Here is a 16,918-nt window from a genome sequence, read left to right as displayed (position 1 = left end):
GACCACGGAGCGTCAGGCCTTGCCGTCGCCCGTCTTGTTCTCGGCCTTCTTGCCTTCGCCGGGCTCGGTCTTGCCGGGTTCGGTCGCGCCGGCCTGCGGCGGCACGGCCGGGGGCGGCGGCGCGGGGTCGCCGGGCTTCGGCTTGCGCGCCGCGCGCGGCGGCAGCGCGGGGGTCTCGGGATAGCGCTTGCGGTATTCGCTCAGGAACTCCGACAGCGTGTCGGCGCTCGCGACCGAGCGCGCCACGTCGCGGTATTCGCCCGACCGCATGCCGCTCGGCGACGTCACGATGCTGAAGCTCTTGGCGTCGGCGCTGTCGGCCATCTTGGTGGAGAACTTGGCGCGGAGTCGCTCCAGCGCCAGCCCCTCGTCGCCCAGCCCATACGCGATGGCGGCCCGCATGACGTCGGCCCGCATGCCGTCGGTCAGCGGGGTCGCGCCCTGCCACCGGTCGCCGACCATGCGCTCGAACACTTCGCCGGCCTCGCGCCAGCGCCGGCCCTGCCACAGGATGTCGGCGCGCAGGCGCTCCACGTCCGGCCCGGTTTCGGGGTCGATGATCTCCAGCGCCAGGTCGGTGCGCGACAGGTCGGACAGCGCGCGCGCCTCCAGCAGCGTGCGGCCGCGCTTCATCTCCTGCGGCAGCTCGGCCAGCCGGCTCTCGGTGAGCGCCCGGTAGGCCTTCGCGGGCTGGCGGTTCATCAGGTAGAGCACGGCCAGCCGCGACGCGATGGCGGCCTTGGCGGCGCCGTTCAGGCGGTTGTCGACCTGGTACTGCATCAGGTCGGTGGCCTCGCCCAGGAGGTCGAGCGCCACGAGCCGCTCGGCCAGCCGGCGGATCATCTCGTCGCCGCGCCTTCCGGGCGGGGTGAATTCCTTGAAGTCGAAATACAGCGCCAGCGCGTCGAGGCGCGGGATCGTGTCGGCCTTGCCCTCGAGGAACAGCGCTTCAAACCGGGTCGCCGCCTCGTCGTAGAGCGAGCGCGTGACCTCGTGGTCGGGGTAGAGGAGGCTCGCCTGGCGGGCGACCTGGAACGCGTTGCGCCAGCGCTCCTCCTCGGCGTAGAGACGGCCGAGCGTCGCCAGGGTCCTGATCTCGATGTCGTCGCCGCGCCACGCCACCGAGAGCACCTCGAGCGCCGGCACGGCCGCCTTGCGGTCGAGCGTGTGGTCCTTCAGGCCGAGCACGATGCCGTAGAGCCGCGCCGCCGCCTCCACGGGCCGCACCGCCGTCTTGGCGAGCTTCTCGTAGGCGTTCTGCGCCTCCTCGACGCGTCCCACGCCCTCCGCCACCCGGGCCGCCACCAGCAGGGCGTAGTCCCGGTCCGCCTTGGTTCCGGCGTGGCCCTGCACCTGGTCCAGCAGCCGCTGCGCCAGGCTGAAGTCCCGCCCCTCCAGCGCCGCCTCCGCGAACGCCGGGAGCATCATGGCCTGGAGGTCGTCCGGGTAGGCGGCGAGCACGGGCGCGGCGCGGCGGTAGCCCGCGAGCGCCTGCGGCCAGCGGCGCTGCTGCGCGTCCGCGTAGGCGCGCCACAGGAGCGCCTCGGGCTCGTTCGCGAGCGCGTCGGTGGACAGGAGGCGCACGCCCTCCGAGGCGCGACCCGCCATCACCTGCGCGGCCGCCAGGAGCACCTGCGTGGACTTGTCCACGCCCACGTCCGGGCTGTCCGCGACCGCGACCTCGATCGTGCCCACGGCCTCCTGGGCGAGCCCGGCCGCGAGCTCGAAGCGCGCGAGGTTCAGGCGCGCGTCCGCGCGCGAGGAGCGCGGCGCGTCGGCGGCCGCCCGCTCCAGCGCCCGGCGGTGATCGCGCACCGCGCCGGCGCGGCCCTGCGCCCACGCCTCCTTGTCCACGGCCAGGCGCGGGCCCTCGGCGCCCTCGCGCGCCGGCAGGGGCAGCTCCGGCAGCGCGGACACCACGAGCCCGCCGTCGCGCGTGATGCTCACGTCATCCACGCCCGCGCGCACGGCCACGTCGTCCGAGCTCGGGATCACGACCACGCCCTGCGCGCTCGGGAGCACGCGGAAGTCCACGAACCCCTGCGCCTTCACGACCCCGCGCGCGCCGCGGCGCCCGGCCACGATCGCGAGCTTGTCGCCCGCCTCCGGGTCCTCGACCCAGTGCACGGACGCGACGTCCGGGTAGGCCGCGCGCACCACCGTGCGGCCGTCCGGCGCGGCCCCGCGCGTGAACGCCACCTGCCCGCTCTGGGCCACGAGCTCGTCCCCGATCGTGACCACCCACTCGCGCTCGGTCGCGGCCGCGCGCACCAGCGCGGGCTTGCTCAGCGACAGGCGCAGGATCGAGAGCCGGCCCACGCGCCGCACGTCCGCCTTGGTGATCAGCCCGGGCGCGACCATCCCGATCTGCGACGGCTCGAACGGCGCTTCGGTTTCGGCCGCGATCCAGACCACGCCGGCGCGGTCGAACACCGCGAGGCCGACGGCGGGCGAGATCGGCAGGTTGAGCCGCACCGAGCCGCGCTCGGCCGACACGCCGACCTTGATCTCTGCATATTGCGCCGGAGTGGCGCTGAGGCCCCGGTCCTCGGCGTCTGCCGCGCGCGGGAAGGCCGGGATCGGCGCCGTGACGGCGTTGAAGGGCGTCGGCGCCGGAACGGCCGCGGCCTCGGCCGGCTTCGCGCCTGCCTCACCCTTCGGGGCGGCTTCCGGGCTCGGCGGGTTCTTGCCGCCGGCCGTCTTGGCGGGCGGCTTGGGCGGCGCGAGATCGAGGACGTAGTTGTCGTCCTCGCGAAAGCCGCGCACATCCACGCCGGGCGCGGTGGTGAGCCCGATCTTGAGCTGGCCGTCGGCGGTCTCGACCTGCACGTCCTTGATCAGGCTCGGCAGCGCCGCCTTCAGGCGCGCGGCGTCGAGGCGCAGATTGGCGAGGAACGCCAGGTCGACCCTGTCCTGGTCCTTGGACAGGTCCACGGGCGCGAACACCGGCAGCTCGAAAACGAGGCGCGAGAAGGTGGGCGTCGTCCCGACCCGGAAGGTGAGGTCCTTGACCTCCTCGCTGGCCTTCTTGCGCACCAGCTTGCGGGCAAGGTCCTCGGCCTCCTTGGCGCGGCGGCTGAGATCCTCGATCACCTCGCGCGGCAGGCTCGGCGGCAGGCCCTTCCAATTGTCGGGCAGGAAATCCAGGAACAGCTTGTCGCCGGCTTCCATCAGATTGGCGCGCAGCGGCTTTTGCAGCGCCATGCGGACCGTCTTGTTGTCCGGATCGAGCCTCACGGCGGAGATGTAGCTCGGCAACTCGGAGGTCAGCTTCTCGACCGAGAAATCCACCGGCCGATCAAACGTCACCAGCATGACGCCGTTCACGGACTTCACCGTGGCCTTGGGCAGGTCCTCGAAGCTGAACACGGCCCGCCCGTAGCCGTTCATCTCCATGGCCCGGAGGGTGGACTTGGCCGCAAACGCCGAGCCGCCGTCGAACAGCAGCGCGGCTGCGACGCACAGGCCCACGATCGCGCGGCTCGCCGGCCGCACGCCCGCATCGGATCCTCTCCAACGGCGCAAGGACATCCCGTCTCGACTTGGATCGACGCCGCCCAAAAACGCCGGGCGACCGGCAAAACCTATGGTGAAAGGGCTAACGGGCGATTACCGCGACGTGTAAAAGGGCCGCCGCCCTTAACGGTTGAGCCGCCGGCGGGGCCGCCCAGAGGTCAGTTCCGGCGCGGCTCGATCGCCGGCAATTCGCCGGCCGGCAGCGCCGCATCGCGTCCCGGTGGCATGGGCGCGGCGGCCCGCAGGCTCGGGCGCGCGAGCTCCACGGTCAGCTTCTCGGCGGCCTCGGGCGACATGGCGGCCAGCACCTCGGACATCTTGCGCGGGTTCATGGCGTTCACCACCGGCACGAGCACCTGCAGGCTCAGCCGGTCGAACACCTTGGCGGCGTCCTTGGGCTTCATGGCCTCGTACATGGTCACGAGGTTTTTCAGGCCGGCCGCCGCCGTCGGCGGTTTCGCGGGCGCGCCCGGCTCGGCGGGAGCAGCGCCGGGCTGGGCCCCGTCTTCGGACGCCGCGCCCTTGCCCTCCAGCTCCTTCAGTTCGTTGATGCGCGCCTCGATCTTCTTGTCGGCCGCCTTCAGCAGGTTTTCGCGCGTATCGAGTTCGCGCTGGCGATCGTCCAGCTGCTCGCGGCGCTCCCCGAGGCGCTGCAGCAGCGACTTCTCGGCCGGCGACAGCGGAACCGGCTGGTCCAGGTCCACGGCGCCCGCCTTCGGGGCGGCAGCGGGATCGGCCTTGTCGGTCTTGTCGGCCTTCTCGGCTTTTTCGTCCTTTTTCTTGGCCGGAGCCGTGGACCCGGTCGTCTCGGGATCCTTGAGCGGGTTGCGCAAGCTCGCCACCGCGGCGGTGCTCGCCTGGGCGAGCGGCGACGGCCCCGGAACCTGGGTCGAAGCGTCGATCATCTTGATCAGCAGCAGCGCGGCCGCCGCGCCGGCCACGGCCGGCAGCAGCCTCAGCCTGAGGTCAGAAGCCTTCCGCCGGCGAGTCGCCAGGGAGACGAACGGGCCCATCAGGCGGCCTGCCCGTTGACGCGGCGATGCGCGCGCTCTGCGAACGCTTCAGCGGCCGCGAGCGTGGCGGCGAGCCGGTTCTGGGCGGCCCCCACAGGGTTGTTGGCCGCCGCCGCCGCGACGGGAGCCGGCGCCGGCGCCACCGAGGTCGAACCCTGCCGCGCCACCGTTTCGCGCTCGGCCACGCCCGCCCCGAGACCGTTGCGGGCGCTTTCGACGATGCGCGAGATCCTGGCGATCACGTCGTCGCCGGAGCGGATCTGGCCCGCAAGGTCGGCCGATTGCTGCTCGGCCACGCGCAGATGGTCCGCGATGGTCTTGTCGCACTCGTCCACAACCGAGCGCAGGCCCGCCACGGCGCGCTCGGCGTTCTCGGTCGCGAGCATCAGGTCCATGATGGTGCGCCGCATCGCGCCCTCGTCGGCCTTGAAGGAGCGCAGGCGCCGGTCGAGCATGATGCAATAGGAGATCGTCGCCGCCAGAAGCACGCAGACGAGAAGCTCGATGAGGACGCCGATCATCACTTGTCCTTGGGGCCGGATGCGCTCGCCTCGTAGGCGGTAAACGTCGTCTTGGATTTTTTCAGGGGCTTCATCACCCGGATGGCGATCTTCTCGCCCACCCGCCCCATGCGGCCTTCGGTCAGGAACACGTCGCCGCATTTCAGCTTCACGGGCGCTTCCGGGCCCATGTCGAACATCAGCGTGTCGCCGACGCGCAGTTCCAGCATGCGCCGCAGCGGCAGCTGGGTTTCATAGAGGATCGCCTCCACGTCGCTGCGGGCCTGCCAGATCTCGGTCGCGAGGTGATCCTCCCAGATCGGGTCGCGGCCGAACTTCTCGCCCATGAAGCTCTGCAGCAGGAGCTCGCGGATGGGTTCGATGGTGGCGTAGGGCAGCAGGATCTCGACCGCGCCGCCGCGGCCTTCCATGTCGATGCGCAGCTCGATCAGGATGGCGGCGTTGGCCGGGCGCGAGATCGACGCGAAGCGCGGGTTCGTCTCGATGCGGTCGATGTTGAAATGCACCGGCGACAGCGGCCGGAAGGCATGCTCGGTGTCGCTGAGCACGATGTCGAGCATGCGGCGGACGAGGCTGGTCTCGATGGTGGAGTATGGCCGGCCGTCCAGCCGCGCCGCCGTGGTGGCGCGCCGGCCGCCCAGCAGCACGTCGATCACCGAATAGGCCAGCGTCGAATCGACCGTGATCAGGCCGAAATTGTCCCACTCCTCGGCCCGGAACACGGCCAGGATGGTCGGCAGCGGGATGGAGTTGATGTAGTCGCCGAAACGCACCGAGGTGATGTCGGAGAGCGAGACCTCGACGTTGTCGGAGAAGAAGTTGCGCAGGCTCGTCGTCAGCAACCGCACGAGGCGGTCAAAGACGATTTCGAGCATCGGCAGGCGCTCGTAGGACACCATCGCCGAATCGACGATGGCCCGGATGCCGGACCGCGCGCTCGCGCTGGCGTCCTCGCTGCTGAAGCCGAGGAGGTTGTCGATCTCGTCCTGGTTGAGGAGGCGGTCAATGCCGGTGTCCGGCACGTTGGCGGTCGCGGCCGCCTCGATCATGGCTGTCCATTCGGCCGCAATCGCGTCCGCGTCGCCTCCGCCTGTGAGCTCCTCGTCAGCCATGCGCGGGGCCGTTCACTGGATCAGCATTTCTTTGAACAGGATCGCCTCGACCTTGGACGGGTAGATGGCGATGTTGATGCGGCGCAGCAGCTCTTCCTTCAGCCGGTACACGCCGGCCGAGCCCTCGAGGTCGGACGGCCGCAGCTCGCGCGTATAGACCTGGAAGGTGTCCTCGATGCGCGGCAGCAGCGGCGTCACCTCGGTGACGAGCTTGGGGTCGGACACTTCCAGCGCAATCTTCATCTTCAGGAAGCGCGGACGCTCGCCGGTCTGCTGGGTGTTCTGCCCGCCCAGATTGACGATGAGCTCCTTCATGTCGACGAAGGCGGCCTTCTTGACCACCGCGGCGGCCTGGCTTTCGCCATGCTCGCCAGCCTCCGCCTGCGCGGCGGCCTGCTTCTTCTTCCACCACCAGAAACCGCCGCCGCCGGCGCCGCCCAGCAGCAGCGCCGCCGCCGCGACGATGATGATCAGCTTCTTGCGGCCGCCTCCGACCGCGATCTCGCTGGCTTCGGCCGGAGCCTGGGCTGCGGCGGGTTCTTCCGTAGCCCCCTTTTTCGGCTTCTTGGCCATGGTCGAACGATCCCTCACACGCGCGGCGATGCCTGCAACCCAGACCTTCGCCTCGGCACGGTTAATGAAGGTTTAAATCCGCGGCCAAACCGGCAGTTTCTGCCGGGTCGTTCGCGCCGAGGCGCCAGCCCTTGCCGGTCGGAACGGCAGGCCAGAGCGGCCTAACTCATTGCAATAACGACATTTCTGTTCGGAGCGGCTTGTTGGCACGCAGGTTGCGAACCTTCTCGTTGCGGCAGTCGGCGCTGGGGAGCGTCGCGGCGGTCGCGGGACAAGGGAGCGGAGGTCGCAAGGCCGCCGCAGCGGGGACTGGAAGGTCGCCGCCCAACGGGAGATCATCCGGTGGAGAACGCGCTTCTCATCGGCTTGTCGCGTCAGGTTGCCCTGGCGCGCGAACTGGACGTCATCGCCAACAACGTGGCGAATATCGGCACGACGGGCTTCAAGGCGCGTTCGCTTCGGTTCGAGGAATACCTCATGCCGAAGGCGAGCGGCGACAGCTTCCCGCGTCCCGACAAGCGCATGTCCTATGTGCAGGACCGCGAAACCGTTCTCGACCTTTCCGGCGGCCCCGTGGAGCGCACCGGCAACCCGCTCGACGTCGTCGTGAACGGCGACGGCATGCTGGCCGTGCAGACGCCCAAGGGCGAGCGCTACACCCGCAACGGCGCGCTGCAGATCAACGCCCAGGGCAATCTTGTGACCAGCGACGGATACCCGGTGCTGGGCGAGAGCGGCCCCATCGCGTTCACCGGAACCGAGAAATTCATCGCCATCGGGGCCGACGGCACGGTTTCGGCCGAGGACGGCGCGCGCGGCAAGATCAAGATGGTCGGCGTGAAGGACCCGCGCTCGCTCACCAACGAGGGCGGCAACGTCTTCGCGGCCAGCACGGCGCTGCAGCCGGCCGACAAGACGGTGCGGCTGGAATCCGGCGCGCTGGAGCGCTCCAACGTGAAGCCCGTGATCGAGATGAGCCGCCTCATCGAGGTCAACCGCTCCTACGCCACCGTGTCGGCGATGCTTCAGCGCAACGACGACATGCGCCGCTCGGCGATCGAAAAACTCGCCGCAATCCCGTCCTGAGGAGCCTGAACCATGCGCGCCCTTTATACCGCCGCGACCGGAATGGCCGCCCAGGAGCTGAACGTCCAGGTCATCTCCAACAACATCGCCAACCTGCGGACCACCGGCTTCAAGCGCCAGCGGATCCAGTTCCAGGACCTGCTCTACGAAAACCTGCGCCGCGCCGGCGCGTCCACGTCCGACCAGAACACCATGGTGCCCTCGGGCGTCGCGATCGGCTCGGGCGTCAAGACGGTGTCGACCGCCCGCGTGATGGGCCAGGGCACGATCACCACCACCGAGAACGAGAACGACGTCGCGATCCGCGGCGAGGGCTTCCTGCAGGTGACGATGCCGGACGGCCGCACGGGCTACACCCGCGACGGCTCGCTGGAGCGCGACCCGACGGGCCAGCTCGTGACGCATGACGGCTACGTGGTGTCGCCCGCCATCACGGTGCCGAGCACCGCGACCTCGGTGACCATCAGCGCCGACGGCCGCGTGCAGGCCAGCCTGCCGGGCCAGACCGCGCCGCAGCTGCTGGGACAGCTTCAGCTGGCGCGCTTCGTCAACAAGGCGGGCCTGGAATCCATCGGCGACAACCTCTTCGTCGAGACGGCCGCCTCCGGGCCGGCCACCTCCGGCAACCCCGGCAGCGAGGGCTTCGGCAACCTGCAGCAGGGCTACCTGGAAGAAGCCAACGTCAACGCCGTGACGGAAATCTCCTCGCTCATCGCGGCGCAGCGCGCCTACGAGATGAACGCCAAGGTGATCACCGCCACGGACCAGATGCTGCAGTCCACCACCCAGATGTTCAGGGGCTGAGCCATGGCGACCATGACCCTTCTGCGCGCCGCCGGGCTCGCCGGCCTCGCCTTCGCGGCCGCCCTCGACGCCCCCGCGCCCGCTTTTGCGCAGGCCGGCGCAACGCAAGCCGCCACGGCGCAAGCCGCCACGATGCGCCCGGCGCTTCGCCGCGACGTGACGGTGAGCGGCGAGGTGATCACGCTCGGCGACCTGATCGAGAATGTCGGCCCCGTGGGCGTCACGGCGGCCTTCCGGGCGCCAGCGCTCGGCCGCGCCGGCACCATCCAGGCGAGCCGCATCGTCGAGGCGGCGCGCGCCGCCGGCGTCGTGGTGGACGCCGGCGCCCTCGCCCAGGTGGTGGTGAGCCGCGCCTCGCGCCGGGTCGGCAAGAGCGAGATCGAGAGCGCGATCGCGCTGGCGCTAACCGAGCGCTACGGCCTCGACCGGCCGGACGTCACGGTCGGGCTGGAAGGCGGCGAGCAGGCGCTGCACATCGAGCCCGAGGCGACCGGGGCCCTGCGCATCGCCGAGCTCGCCTTTGATCCGCGCTCGCGGCGCGTCGATGCGTTGATCACGGCGTCGGGCAGCCGCTCGCTGACGCTGAAGCCCCTGCGGGTGATCGGCCAGACGGTCGAGATGGTGTCGGTGCCGATCCTGCAGCGCCCGGTCGTGCGCGGCGAGGCCGTGACGGCCGCCGACGTGGTGGTGGAGCGCCGTCCGCGCGCCGACTACCCGACGGGCGGCTTCGTCGACCCGGCCGCGCTGGTGGGGCGCATCGCCAAGGCGCCCATTGGCGCCGGCGCGGCGCTGCGCGACGCCGACGTGATCAAGCAGGAGATCGTCGACAAGAACGGCTTCGTCACCGTGCTTTACGAGACGCCCGGCGTGCAGCTCGCCATGCGCGGCAAGGCCATGGAGGCCGGCGGCATGGGCGATTCGATCCTGGTCCAGAACCCGCAATCCAAGCGCACCCTGCAGGCCGTCGTGACCGGCGCGGGCGTCGTGAAGGTCATCATGGCCGTGCCCGGACGCATGGCCGACGCCGGCTCCGCCCCGGCCATCCGTTGAACATGAACCCGCAAGGCTCCGCCATGACCGTTGTTTCGCGTTCTTCCCGCGCTTCCTGCCGCCTCCTGGCCGCCCTGCTGGCCGCAAGCGCCCTCGCGGGCTGCGGCTCGGTCGACCGGCTCTCCAATGTCGGCAAGGCCCCCACCCTCTCGGCCATCGAGGACCCCACCGCCCAGGCCGGCTACAAGCCCGTGCAGATGCCGATGCCCAAGCCCGAGCCGGTGAGCTACGCGCCGAACTCGCTCTGGCGCCAGGGCGCGCGCGGCTTCTTCAAGGACCAGCGCGCCCGCCAGATCGGCGACATCCTCACCGTGAAGGTGAAGGTCACCGACAAGGCCAACATCGACAACGCCACCAAGCGCTCGCGCTCCAACGCCGACAACCTGGCCCTGCCCAACCTGTTCGGCGCCGAGAACAACCTCGGCAAGGTCTTCGACGAGAAGACCGACCCGAAGGCGCTGGTGGACGCCTCCTCCACTTCCTCCAGCGCCGGCCAGGGCTCGGTGAAGCGCTCCGAGGAGCTCGTCACCAACGTGGCCGCGGTGGTCACGCAGCTGCTGCCCAACGGCAACCTCGTGATCGAGGGCAAGCAGGAGATCCGCGTCAATTTCGAGGTGCGCGAGCTGATCGTCGCCGGCGTGATCCGGCCGGAAGATATCGACAGCGACAACACCATCGACTCAAACAAGATCGCGCAGGCCCGCATCGCGTATGGCGGCCGCGGCCAGATCACCGACGTGCAGCAGCCGCGCTACGGCCAGCAGGTGATGGACATCCTGCTGCCCTTCTGAGCCGCGCACACCCTCCCGGAGCGGCGGCACGCTCCCCAAGTCACGCCGCCGGTCCACCCGCTCCCCGCCTCCCGCGGGGAGCGCACAACGCGAAACGGCGCCACTTTTAACGGGGGCGCCGTTTCGAGATCCCGACCCGCGGAACGGAGGATCAATCGTCGCGGTAGACGCGCTCGTTGCGTTCGTGGCGCTCCTGCGCCTCGATCGACAGCGTCGCGATGGGCCGCGCCTCGAGGCGCTTCAGCGAGATCGGCTCGCCGGTCTCCTCGCAGTAGCCGTAGGAGCCGTCCTCGATGCGCGACAGCGCGGCGTCGATCTTGGCGATCAGCTTGCGTTGCCGGTCACGCGCCCGGAGCTCGATGGCGCGGTCCGTCTCGGACGAGGCGCGGTCGGCGAGGTCCGGGTGATTCTCGCTCTCGTTCTGCAGCGCCGCCAGTGTTTCCCGGCTTTCACGCAGAATCTCGTCCTTCCAGGCGTTCAGCTTGCGGCGGAAGTACTCCTTCTGCCGTTCGTTCATGAAGGGCTCGTCATCGGTCGGCCGATATGCGGCCTCCAGAGTCATGGTAGCCATCGTACCCTTTCAGCTTCCGCAGCCTGTCCGACTTTCGTCGCGGCCTCCCCCGCGGGTGCGCCGCCTCTATATACGCCATGCAATATCCGGGCAATCGCGAAGAAAGCCCCAAAACGCCTGAAAACAACGGGTATTCGCAGCAATATCGCAACCGCGCACGCAAGTTTGACCAGCAATAGCCGGTGTGCGGGTCAAGCTTGACCGACGTCAAGTCGCCGAATCCCGCTTCGGCGCGTTTGGCGCCCGGGTGCGGGCGGCTTCAGAACTGGAAATAGATGAACTCGTAGTTGGCGTCGTCGCCGATCTTCAGCAGCACGGCGACGAACAGGAGCGCCAGCGCGAACGCGACCCAGCGGCGCGGCTGCATGCGCTGCGCCAGCGTCCAGGCCGTCGGCCCCACCATGGCGAAAACGGCAGCGAGCGCGATCGCCCGCCACTTGAAGCCCCAACCCACGGGGGCGAAGCCAAACAGCGCCGCGAAGATGCGCCGCGCGGCCGCGAAGCTCTCGGCCCGGAACAGCACCCAGGTCAGCGCCACGAACGCGAAGGTCAGCGCCCAGCCCAGCACGGCCGGCATGCGCAACCCGGCGCGCCGCCACAGCAGCGCGGCCGCCTGCCCCAGGCCATGCGCCAGCCCCCAGGCCAAGAAGGTGAAGCCCGCCCCGTGCCAGAGCCCGCCGAGCCCCATGGTGGCGACGAGCGCCAGCACCTGCCGGGAGAGCCCATGCCGGTTGCCGCCGAACGGGATGTAGAGATAGTCGCGCAGGAAGCGCGACAGCGTCATGTGCCAGCGCCGCCAGAAATCCTGCAGCGACGTCGCCCGGTAGGGGACGTCGAAGTTCTGCGGCAGCGTGATCCCGATCATCAGCGCCAGCCCGAGCGCCATGTCGGTGTAGCCCGAGAAGTCGAAATAGATCTGGAACGTGAAGGCCAGCACGCCCTGCCAGGCTTCCAGCACGGTGAGCGGGCTGCCGGCCGCCGCGGCCCGGAACACCGGCTCGGCGTATTCGGCCAGCGGATCGCCCAGAAACACCTTCTTGGCGAGGCCAAGCACCAGCAGCGCCAGCCCGCGCGCGAATGTCTCCTCCCAGCCGGGCCCGAAGGGCTTGCGGTCGAACTGGTGCATCACCTCGCTCCACCGCACCAGCGGCCCGGCGAGCACCTGCGGGAAGAACGCGATGTAGAGGCCGTAGCGGACGAGATCGAACCGCGGCGCACGCCCGGCCTTCAGGTCCGTCAGGTACATGATGTGGTGGAAGCTGAAGAAGCTGATCCCGAGCGGCAGCGCGACATCGAGCCTGGGGACGTGAAGCCCCGGCAGGTGGTTGGCGATGGCGGCGAAAAAGCCCGCATATTTGAAGACGCCGAGCACCGCGAGATTCAGCGCGATCGCGCCGACGATCAGCCAGGCCTCCCGCCGACGATCATAGAACTGCGCCACCAGCCAGTTGAGCAGCACCGACAGCACCAGCAGCGGCACGAAGCGCCAGTCCCAGTAGCCGTAGAACACGACCGAGAGCGCCAGCAGCACATGAAGCCGCGCGCCGGGCGCGAACCGCACCGCCAGCGCGTAGATCGCCAACGCCAGCGGCAGGAACCCGAGAAGGAACGGAAAGGAGTTGAACAGCATGCCCGGCCCGCACCCCGCCGTCCCGACGCCCGCTCAGGCGCCCCCGGCGGGCTGCCGCAGATGGGCTGAATCAGGAGGTTGCGTCAACCTAAGGCGGTGTTTTCGCCGGGACGGCGGCGTTCGGGGCCGGGCGTTTCCACCAAGCGTCCATGCCGCCCTCCCGTCATTGCGAGCGACAGCGAAGCAATCCAGCTGACGCCGGGCGTTACGCTGGACGCCGAGGCTGCTCCCAACCCCCTGGATTGCTTCGCTTCGCTCGCAATGACGGCGAGGCGGTTGATGGGGTCGTTTTGGGAGAGGCCGTGCCGCCCTCCCGTCATTGCGAGCGGCAGCGAAGCAATCCAGCTGGCGCCGGGCGTTACGCGAGGCGCCGCGGCTGCTCCCAACCACCTGGATTGCTTCGCTGCGCTCGGGATGACGGCGAGGCCGTGAATGGGTCGTTTGCGAGAGGCCGTGCCGCCCTCCCCTCATTGCGAGTGACAGCGAAACAATCCAGCTGACGCCGGGCGTTACGCGAGGCGCCGCGGCTGCTCCCCCCCCCTGGATTGCTTCGCTCCGCTCGCAATGACGGCGAGGCGGTGGATGGGTCGTTTGCGAGAGGCCATGCCGCCCTCCCGTCATTGCGAGCGACAGCGAAGCAATCCAGCTGACGTCGGGCGTTACGCTGGACGCTGAGGCCTAATCCCAACCCCCTGGATTGCTTCGCTGCGCTCGCAATGACGGCGAGGCGGTGGATGGTCGTTTGCTAGAGGCCGTGCCGCCCTCCCGTCATTGCGAGCGGCAGCGAAGCAATCCAGCTGACGTTGGGCGTTATGCGAGGCGCCGAGGCCTTGATCCCAACCGCCTGGATTGCTTCGCTGCGCTCGCAATGACGGCGAAGGGGCGCACCCCTTTCCCAAGGAGAGAGGGGTCGCGCGGCGATGATCCGCCTCGAAACGTCCTCAGCTCCGCCGCGCCAGCTTGGCCAGCTCCACCTCGGCCCGAAGCTCGATCTGCGCCAGCACGTCGTCCAGCCCCGGGTCATCGGTGGCGTCGCGGCGTTCGGCGAGTTGCTGTTTCAGGCCGAGGAGCTCGCCCGTGCCGATGCGGCCGTTGAGCAGCCCGGCCTTCAACTTGTCCAGCGAGGCCAGCATGTCGCGGCCGCGCTTGGCGACCTTGCGCTTGCGGGCGAGCGGGTCGTGCTCGGCCTGCAGCACCAGCAGGGCTTCGATGCCGCCGAGATTGGACGCCTGCGAGGGCCCCTGCGTGGAGCGGGCCGCCGGCGCCTCGCCGAGCGAGAAGGCGCCGCCCGCGGTCCGGCGCGGGGCGGCGGCGGGGACCTGGGCGCCGATCGGCGACTTCCCATCGATGCGCATGCGCGAACTCCATTCGACGACCCATGGTCGAGCGTCATGGTTAAGGCCGTGTTAAAAGCCCGGCAAGAGCTGCCGCATGCGGCCTTCCCCACCGGATCGTAACGGCCGGGCGCTGCCGGGCGGTTTCGGCCTTTGCTCGAATTTTCAATGCTTTGCGCCCCGCCCGCCGCTGGCACGCTTCTGGCGAAGCATGCGCCATGGTTCGCATCGTCCCTCGCCTCCTCTGCCTCGCCGCCGCGCTCGCGGCCAACTTCTCGGTCGTTCCGGCCGCGCAGGCGGCCTCGTCGCGCATCAAGGACATCGCCTCCATCGAGGGCGTGCGCCAGAACCAGCTGGTCGGCTACGGCATCGTGGTGGGCCTGAACGGCACCGGCGACACGCTGAACAACTCGCCCTTCACCAAGCAATCCGGCACCGCCATGCTGGAGCGGCTCGGCGTGAACATCCGCGGCGCGAACATGCGGACCGCCAACATGGCGGCCGTGATCGTGACCGCGAACCTGCCGCCCTTCAGCGCGCAGGGCACCCGCATCGACATCACGGTGTCGTCGCTGGGCGACGCCAAGAGCCTGCAGGGCGGCACCCTGCTGGCCACGCCGCTGCTGGGCGCGGACGGCGAGGTCTACGCGGTGGCGCAGGGCTCGGTGGCGATCTCGGGCTTCTCGGCCGAGGGCGACGCCGCCAAGATCACGCGCGGCGTGCCCACGGTGGGCCGCGTCGCCGGCGGCGCGCTGATCGAGCGCGAGATCGAGTATGCGCTAAAGGCGCAGAAGACGATCCGCCTCGCTCTGCGCAACCCGGATTTCACCACCGCGCGCCGAATGGCGGCGGCCATCAACGACTTCATGGGGGCGGACACGGCCGAGCCGGTCGACCCCTCCACGGTGACAATCCAGCCGCCGCCGAACTACCGCGGCAACATGGTGCAGCTGATCACCGAGATCGAGCAGCTGCGCGTCGACCCCGACCAGGGCGCGCGCGTGGTGATCGACGAGCGCTCCGGCATCATCGTGATGGGCAAGGACGTGCGCGTCTCCACGGTCGCGGTGGCGCAGGGCAACCTCACCGTGACGGTGACCGAGCAGCCGGCCGTGAGCCAGCCCGCGCCGCTCTCGCAGGGCCAGACCGTCGTGGTTCCCCGCACGGGCGTGTCGGTCACCACCGGCGAGGGCAACAAGCTCGCGCTCGTGAAGGAGGGCGTGACGCTGCGCGAGCTCGTGGACGGGTTGAACGCGCTCGGCATCGGCCCGCGCGACCTGATCGCGATCCTGCAGGCCATCAAGGCGTCCGGGGCCCTACAGGCCGACATCGAGGTGATGTGATGGGAATGACCGCACTCGCGCCCGCCGCCATCGGCGCATCGGCCTATGCGGCCGTGGCCAACAAGGTCGCCGACAAGGATCGCGACCCCAAGATGAACAAGACCGCCCAGGACTTCGAGGCGATGTTCCTGGAAAACGCCTTCGGGCAGATGTTCTCCGGTCTGCAGGGCGAGGGCCCGCTCGGCGGCCAGGGCGCGGGCGCGGAGATCTATCGCGGCATGCTCACGCAGGAATACGCCAAGACGGTTTCCAAGCGCGGCGGCGTCGGCATCGCCGACAGCGTCTATCGCGAGCTCATCCGCATGCAGGAGCGCGGCGGCGCGGCCGGCGGCGCGGCCCGCCACGCGCTTGCGGCCAACAAGGCGGCCGCGGCCGCCGCCACCGCTTCCGCGGCGACCGCCGCCAACCAGGACGGCGCCCGCCATGGCTTCTGAACCCAACGCGATGCGCATCGCCTCGGCGGCCGACGCCGAACGCTTCGCCGGCCAGATGATCGACGTGATGCAGACGCTGGAGCGCATCATTGGCGAGGAAACCGCGCTGCTGAAGCATTCGCGCCTGCGCGAGGCCACGACGCTGACGCAGGCCAAGACCGACGCCTCGCGCCACTATGTCCACGCCCTGGAGGCGCTGCGCGCCAATGCGGTGGCGCTGGCCCGCTGGGCCCCGGCCGCCGTGCCGAAGCTGAAATCCGTGCAGCGCAGCCTCTCGGACGCCGTGCAGATCAACATGGCGGTGATCGCCACCACGCGCTCGGTGTCGGAGAGCATCGTCCGCACCCTCGCCCAGCAGGTCGCGGCCCCGCGCACGCTCACCACCTACGGCGCCGCGGGCGCGGCCACCAAGCCGAACCGCCCTGTCGCCACGCCCCTGCTGGTGTCGCGCTCGCTGTAGGGCGCGGGTCCGCCTGCAGCCTCTCCGCCGTCATTGCGAGCCAGAGGCGAAGCAATCCAGTCTAAAGGGCTGGCGTTGGGCTGGATTGCTTCGCTGCCGCTCGCAATGACGCGAGGGCGGCATACTCTGGCGAGCATCTTCCCCGTCAAGACTCGCAATGCGCGATTTTTACCATCTTCCGATACTTTGGATTCAGTTTTGCACGTTATGGTCGCTTCATGCGGCCTAGAACCGGGCCGATCACGTCGAGAGGATTTCGACATGGACATCGGCCAGACCCCCCGGCCGGTCGCCAGCGTCGGAACGCCCGTCCGTACGGAGCCGTTGCCGACGCCTGACGCCGTGCGCACAGAATTGCCGCCCGCCTCCACGGTGGTGGCGGCCACCGAAACTCCCCCCGCCCGCCTCGACGTGTCCCGCTCGGCCGCCCGCCTGCAGGAAGCCGAAGCCGCCGCGCAGGACGCTATCAAGCGCAACCTCACGGTGGACCAGGAAACCCGCCAAGTCGTCTACAAGGCCGTGGACACCCGCTCGGGCATGACGGTGGAGCAGATCCCCGACGAGTCTCTCCTCAAGCTGCGCGCCTATGTGCGGGCGAGCGCCCAGGCCGGCGAGAACAAGCCCTCCGCCGGGACCACGGCCTGACGGGCCAAACCCGAGAGCCAGACCCGTTCCATGAG

General features: G+C 69.8%; 16 protein-coding genes. 8 read left to right on the top strand and 8 right to left on the bottom strand.

The window, feature by feature from the left end:
* Window positions 1-12: 12 nt before the first annotated feature.
* From AC1DSZ_RS23710 to AC1DSZ_RS23690, 5 genes are all read right to left on the bottom strand, one after another.
* The gene (locus tag AC1DSZ_RS23710) at window positions 13-3,531 is read right to left on the bottom strand and encodes a hypothetical protein (RefSeq protein ID WP_476840770.1); all 3,519 of its coding nucleotides are present in this window, start codon (window positions 3,529-3,531) and stop codon (window positions 13-15) included.
* Between the two features lie 143 nt (window positions 3,532-3,674).
* Window positions 3,675-4,529, bottom strand: a complete 855-nt coding sequence (locus AC1DSZ_RS23705; RefSeq protein WP_476840769.1) for a MotE family protein — start codon at window positions 4,527-4,529, stop codon at window positions 3,675-3,677.
* Entirely contained in the window at window positions 4,529-5,050 is a 522-nt protein-coding gene (locus tag AC1DSZ_RS23700) for a DUF6468 domain-containing protein (RefSeq protein WP_476840768.1), read from the bottom strand. Before AC1DSZ_RS23700 ends, AC1DSZ_RS23705 begins: the two co-directional genes overlap by 1 nt.
* The gene (gene fliM, locus AC1DSZ_RS23695) at window positions 5,050-6,162 is read right to left on the bottom strand and encodes a flagellar motor switch protein FliM (RefSeq protein WP_188518918.1); all 1,113 of its coding nucleotides are present in this window, start codon (window positions 6,160-6,162) and stop codon (window positions 5,050-5,052) included. Before fliM ends, AC1DSZ_RS23700 begins: the two co-directional genes overlap by 1 nt.
* 12 nt (window positions 6,163-6,174) lie before the next feature.
* The gene (locus tag AC1DSZ_RS23690; RefSeq protein WP_476840767.1) at window positions 6,175-6,735 is read right to left on the bottom strand and encodes a flagellar basal body-associated FliL family protein; all 561 of its coding nucleotides are present in this window, start codon (window positions 6,733-6,735) and stop codon (window positions 6,175-6,177) included.
* 342 nt (window positions 6,736-7,077) lie between these two features.
* On the opposite strand from AC1DSZ_RS23690, the gene flgF reads away from it, so the two are divergent.
* From flgF to flgH, 4 genes are read left to right on the top strand one after another with little or no spacing between them, the layout of a single operon-like run.
* Window positions 7,078-7,821 (top strand): flagellar basal-body rod protein FlgF, encoded by a 744-nt coding sequence (gene flgF, locus AC1DSZ_RS23685; protein ID WP_476840766.1) that lies wholly within the window; start codon window positions 7,078-7,080, stop codon window positions 7,819-7,821.
* Window positions 7,822-7,833: 12 nt separating this feature from the next.
* Complete coding sequence (gene flgG, locus AC1DSZ_RS23680; RefSeq protein ID WP_188518921.1) at window positions 7,834-8,625, top strand: flagellar basal-body rod protein FlgG; 792 nt, start codon at window positions 7,834-7,836, stop codon at window positions 8,623-8,625.
* A gap of 3 nt (window positions 8,626-8,628) precedes the next feature.
* Window positions 8,629-9,675 carry a flagellar basal body P-ring formation chaperone FlgA gene (gene flgA, locus AC1DSZ_RS23675; RefSeq protein ID WP_476840765.1) on the top strand — a complete coding sequence of 349 codons (1,047 nt, stop codon included), beginning with the start codon at window positions 8,629-8,631 and terminating at the stop codon, window positions 9,673-9,675.
* Window positions 9,676-9,698: 23 nt separating this feature from the next.
* Window positions 9,699-10,466: a flagellar basal body L-ring protein FlgH gene (gene flgH / locus AC1DSZ_RS23670; protein WP_476840764.1), complete on the top strand. Its 768-nt coding sequence runs from the start codon at window positions 9,699-9,701 to the stop codon at window positions 10,464-10,466.
* 151 nt (window positions 10,467-10,617) lie between these two features.
* Here the strand turns inward: flgH and dksA are convergent, their stop codons facing one another.
* From dksA to AC1DSZ_RS23655, 3 genes are all read right to left on the bottom strand, one after another.
* Window positions 10,618-11,028, bottom strand: a complete 411-nt coding sequence (gene dksA / locus AC1DSZ_RS23665; protein WP_476840786.1) for an RNA polymerase-binding protein DksA — start codon at window positions 11,026-11,028, stop codon at window positions 10,618-10,620.
* Window positions 11,029-11,296: 268 nt separating this feature from the next.
* Window positions 11,297-12,667 (bottom strand): MBOAT family O-acyltransferase, encoded by a 1,371-nt coding sequence (locus AC1DSZ_RS23660; protein ID WP_476840763.1) that lies wholly within the window; start codon window positions 12,665-12,667, stop codon window positions 11,297-11,299.
* 941 nt (window positions 12,668-13,608) lie between these two features.
* On the bottom strand, window positions 13,609-14,022 hold the full coding sequence (locus AC1DSZ_RS23655) for a flagellar assembly protein FliX (RefSeq protein WP_476840762.1): 414 nt from the start codon (window positions 14,020-14,022) through the stop codon (window positions 13,609-13,611).
* 197 nt (window positions 14,023-14,219) lie between these two features.
* Between AC1DSZ_RS23655 and AC1DSZ_RS23650 the strand changes: the two genes are divergently transcribed.
* From AC1DSZ_RS23650 to AC1DSZ_RS23635, 4 genes are all read left to right on the top strand, one after another.
* Complete coding sequence (locus tag AC1DSZ_RS23650) at window positions 14,220-15,344, top strand: flagellar basal body P-ring protein FlgI (protein ID WP_476840761.1); 1,125 nt, start codon at window positions 14,220-14,222, stop codon at window positions 15,342-15,344.
* Window positions 15,344-15,778, top strand: a complete 435-nt coding sequence (locus AC1DSZ_RS23645) for a rod-binding protein (protein WP_476840760.1) — start codon at window positions 15,344-15,346, stop codon at window positions 15,776-15,778. The genes AC1DSZ_RS23650 and AC1DSZ_RS23645 overlap by 1 nt, the downstream gene beginning before the upstream one ends.
* A complete protein-coding gene (locus AC1DSZ_RS23640) occupies window positions 15,768-16,238 on the top strand; it encodes a hypothetical protein (protein ID WP_476840759.1) in 471 nt (156 codons plus the stop codon). Before AC1DSZ_RS23645 ends, AC1DSZ_RS23640 begins: the two co-directional genes overlap by 11 nt.
* Before the next feature lie 261 nt (window positions 16,239-16,499).
* Window positions 16,500-16,883, top strand: coding sequence for a hypothetical protein (locus AC1DSZ_RS23635; RefSeq protein ID WP_476840758.1), 384 nt, complete (start codon window positions 16,500-16,502; stop codon window positions 16,881-16,883).
* Window positions 16,884-16,918: the final 35 nt, after the last annotated feature.

Source organism: Alsobacter sp. P4_H11 (genome assembly GCF_056400925.1).
The sequence above is the reverse complement of the archived record's forward strand: the minus strand, read 5'-3'. Positions and strand labels throughout refer to the sequence as shown.

Excerpts from the sequence above, each read along its gene's own strand:
- AC1DSZ_RS23710 (WP_476840770.1), bottom strand. The coding sequence starts at position 3,531 with ATGTCCTTGCGCCGTTGGAGAGGATCCGATGCGGGCGTGCGGCCGGCG.
- AC1DSZ_RS23705 (WP_476840769.1), bottom strand. The coding sequence starts at position 4,529 with ATGGGCCCGTTCGTCTCCCTGGCGACTCGCCGGCGGAAGGCTTCTGAC.
- AC1DSZ_RS23700 (WP_476840768.1), bottom strand. The coding sequence starts at position 5,050 with ATGATCGGCGTCCTCATCGAGCTTCTCGTCTGCGTGCTTCTGGCGGCG.
- fliM (WP_188518918.1), bottom strand. The coding sequence starts at position 6,162 with ATGGCTGACGAGGAGCTCACAGGCGGAGGCGACGCGGACGCGATTGCG.
- AC1DSZ_RS23690 (WP_476840767.1), bottom strand. The coding sequence starts at position 6,735 with ATGGCCAAGAAGCCGAAAAAGGGGGCTACGGAAGAACCCGCCGCAGCC.
- flgG (WP_188518921.1), top strand. The coding sequence starts at position 7,834 with ATGCGCGCCCTTTATACCGCCGCGACCGGAATGGCCGCCCAGGAGCTG.
- flgA (WP_476840765.1), top strand. The coding sequence starts at position 8,629 with ATGGCGACCATGACCCTTCTGCGCGCCGCCGGGCTCGCCGGCCTCGCC.
- flgH (WP_476840764.1), top strand. The coding sequence starts at position 9,699 with ATGACCGTTGTTTCGCGTTCTTCCCGCGCTTCCTGCCGCCTCCTGGCC.
- dksA (WP_476840786.1), bottom strand. The coding sequence starts at position 11,028 with ATGACTCTGGAGGCCGCATATCGGCCGACCGATGACGAGCCCTTCATG.
- AC1DSZ_RS23660 (WP_476840763.1), bottom strand. The coding sequence starts at position 12,667 with ATGCTGTTCAACTCCTTTCCGTTCCTTCTCGGGTTCCTGCCGCTGGCG.
- AC1DSZ_RS23655 (WP_476840762.1), bottom strand. The coding sequence starts at position 14,022 with ATGCGCATCGATGGGAAGTCGCCGATCGGCGCCCAGGTCCCCGCCGCC.
- AC1DSZ_RS23650 (WP_476840761.1), top strand. The coding sequence starts at position 14,220 with ATGGTTCGCATCGTCCCTCGCCTCCTCTGCCTCGCCGCCGCGCTCGCG.
- AC1DSZ_RS23645 (WP_476840760.1), top strand. The coding sequence starts at position 15,344 with ATGGGAATGACCGCACTCGCGCCCGCCGCCATCGGCGCATCGGCCTAT.
- AC1DSZ_RS23640 (WP_476840759.1), top strand. The coding sequence starts at position 15,768 with ATGGCTTCTGAACCCAACGCGATGCGCATCGCCTCGGCGGCCGACGCC.
- AC1DSZ_RS23635 (WP_476840758.1), top strand. The coding sequence starts at position 16,500 with ATGGACATCGGCCAGACCCCCCGGCCGGTCGCCAGCGTCGGAACGCCC.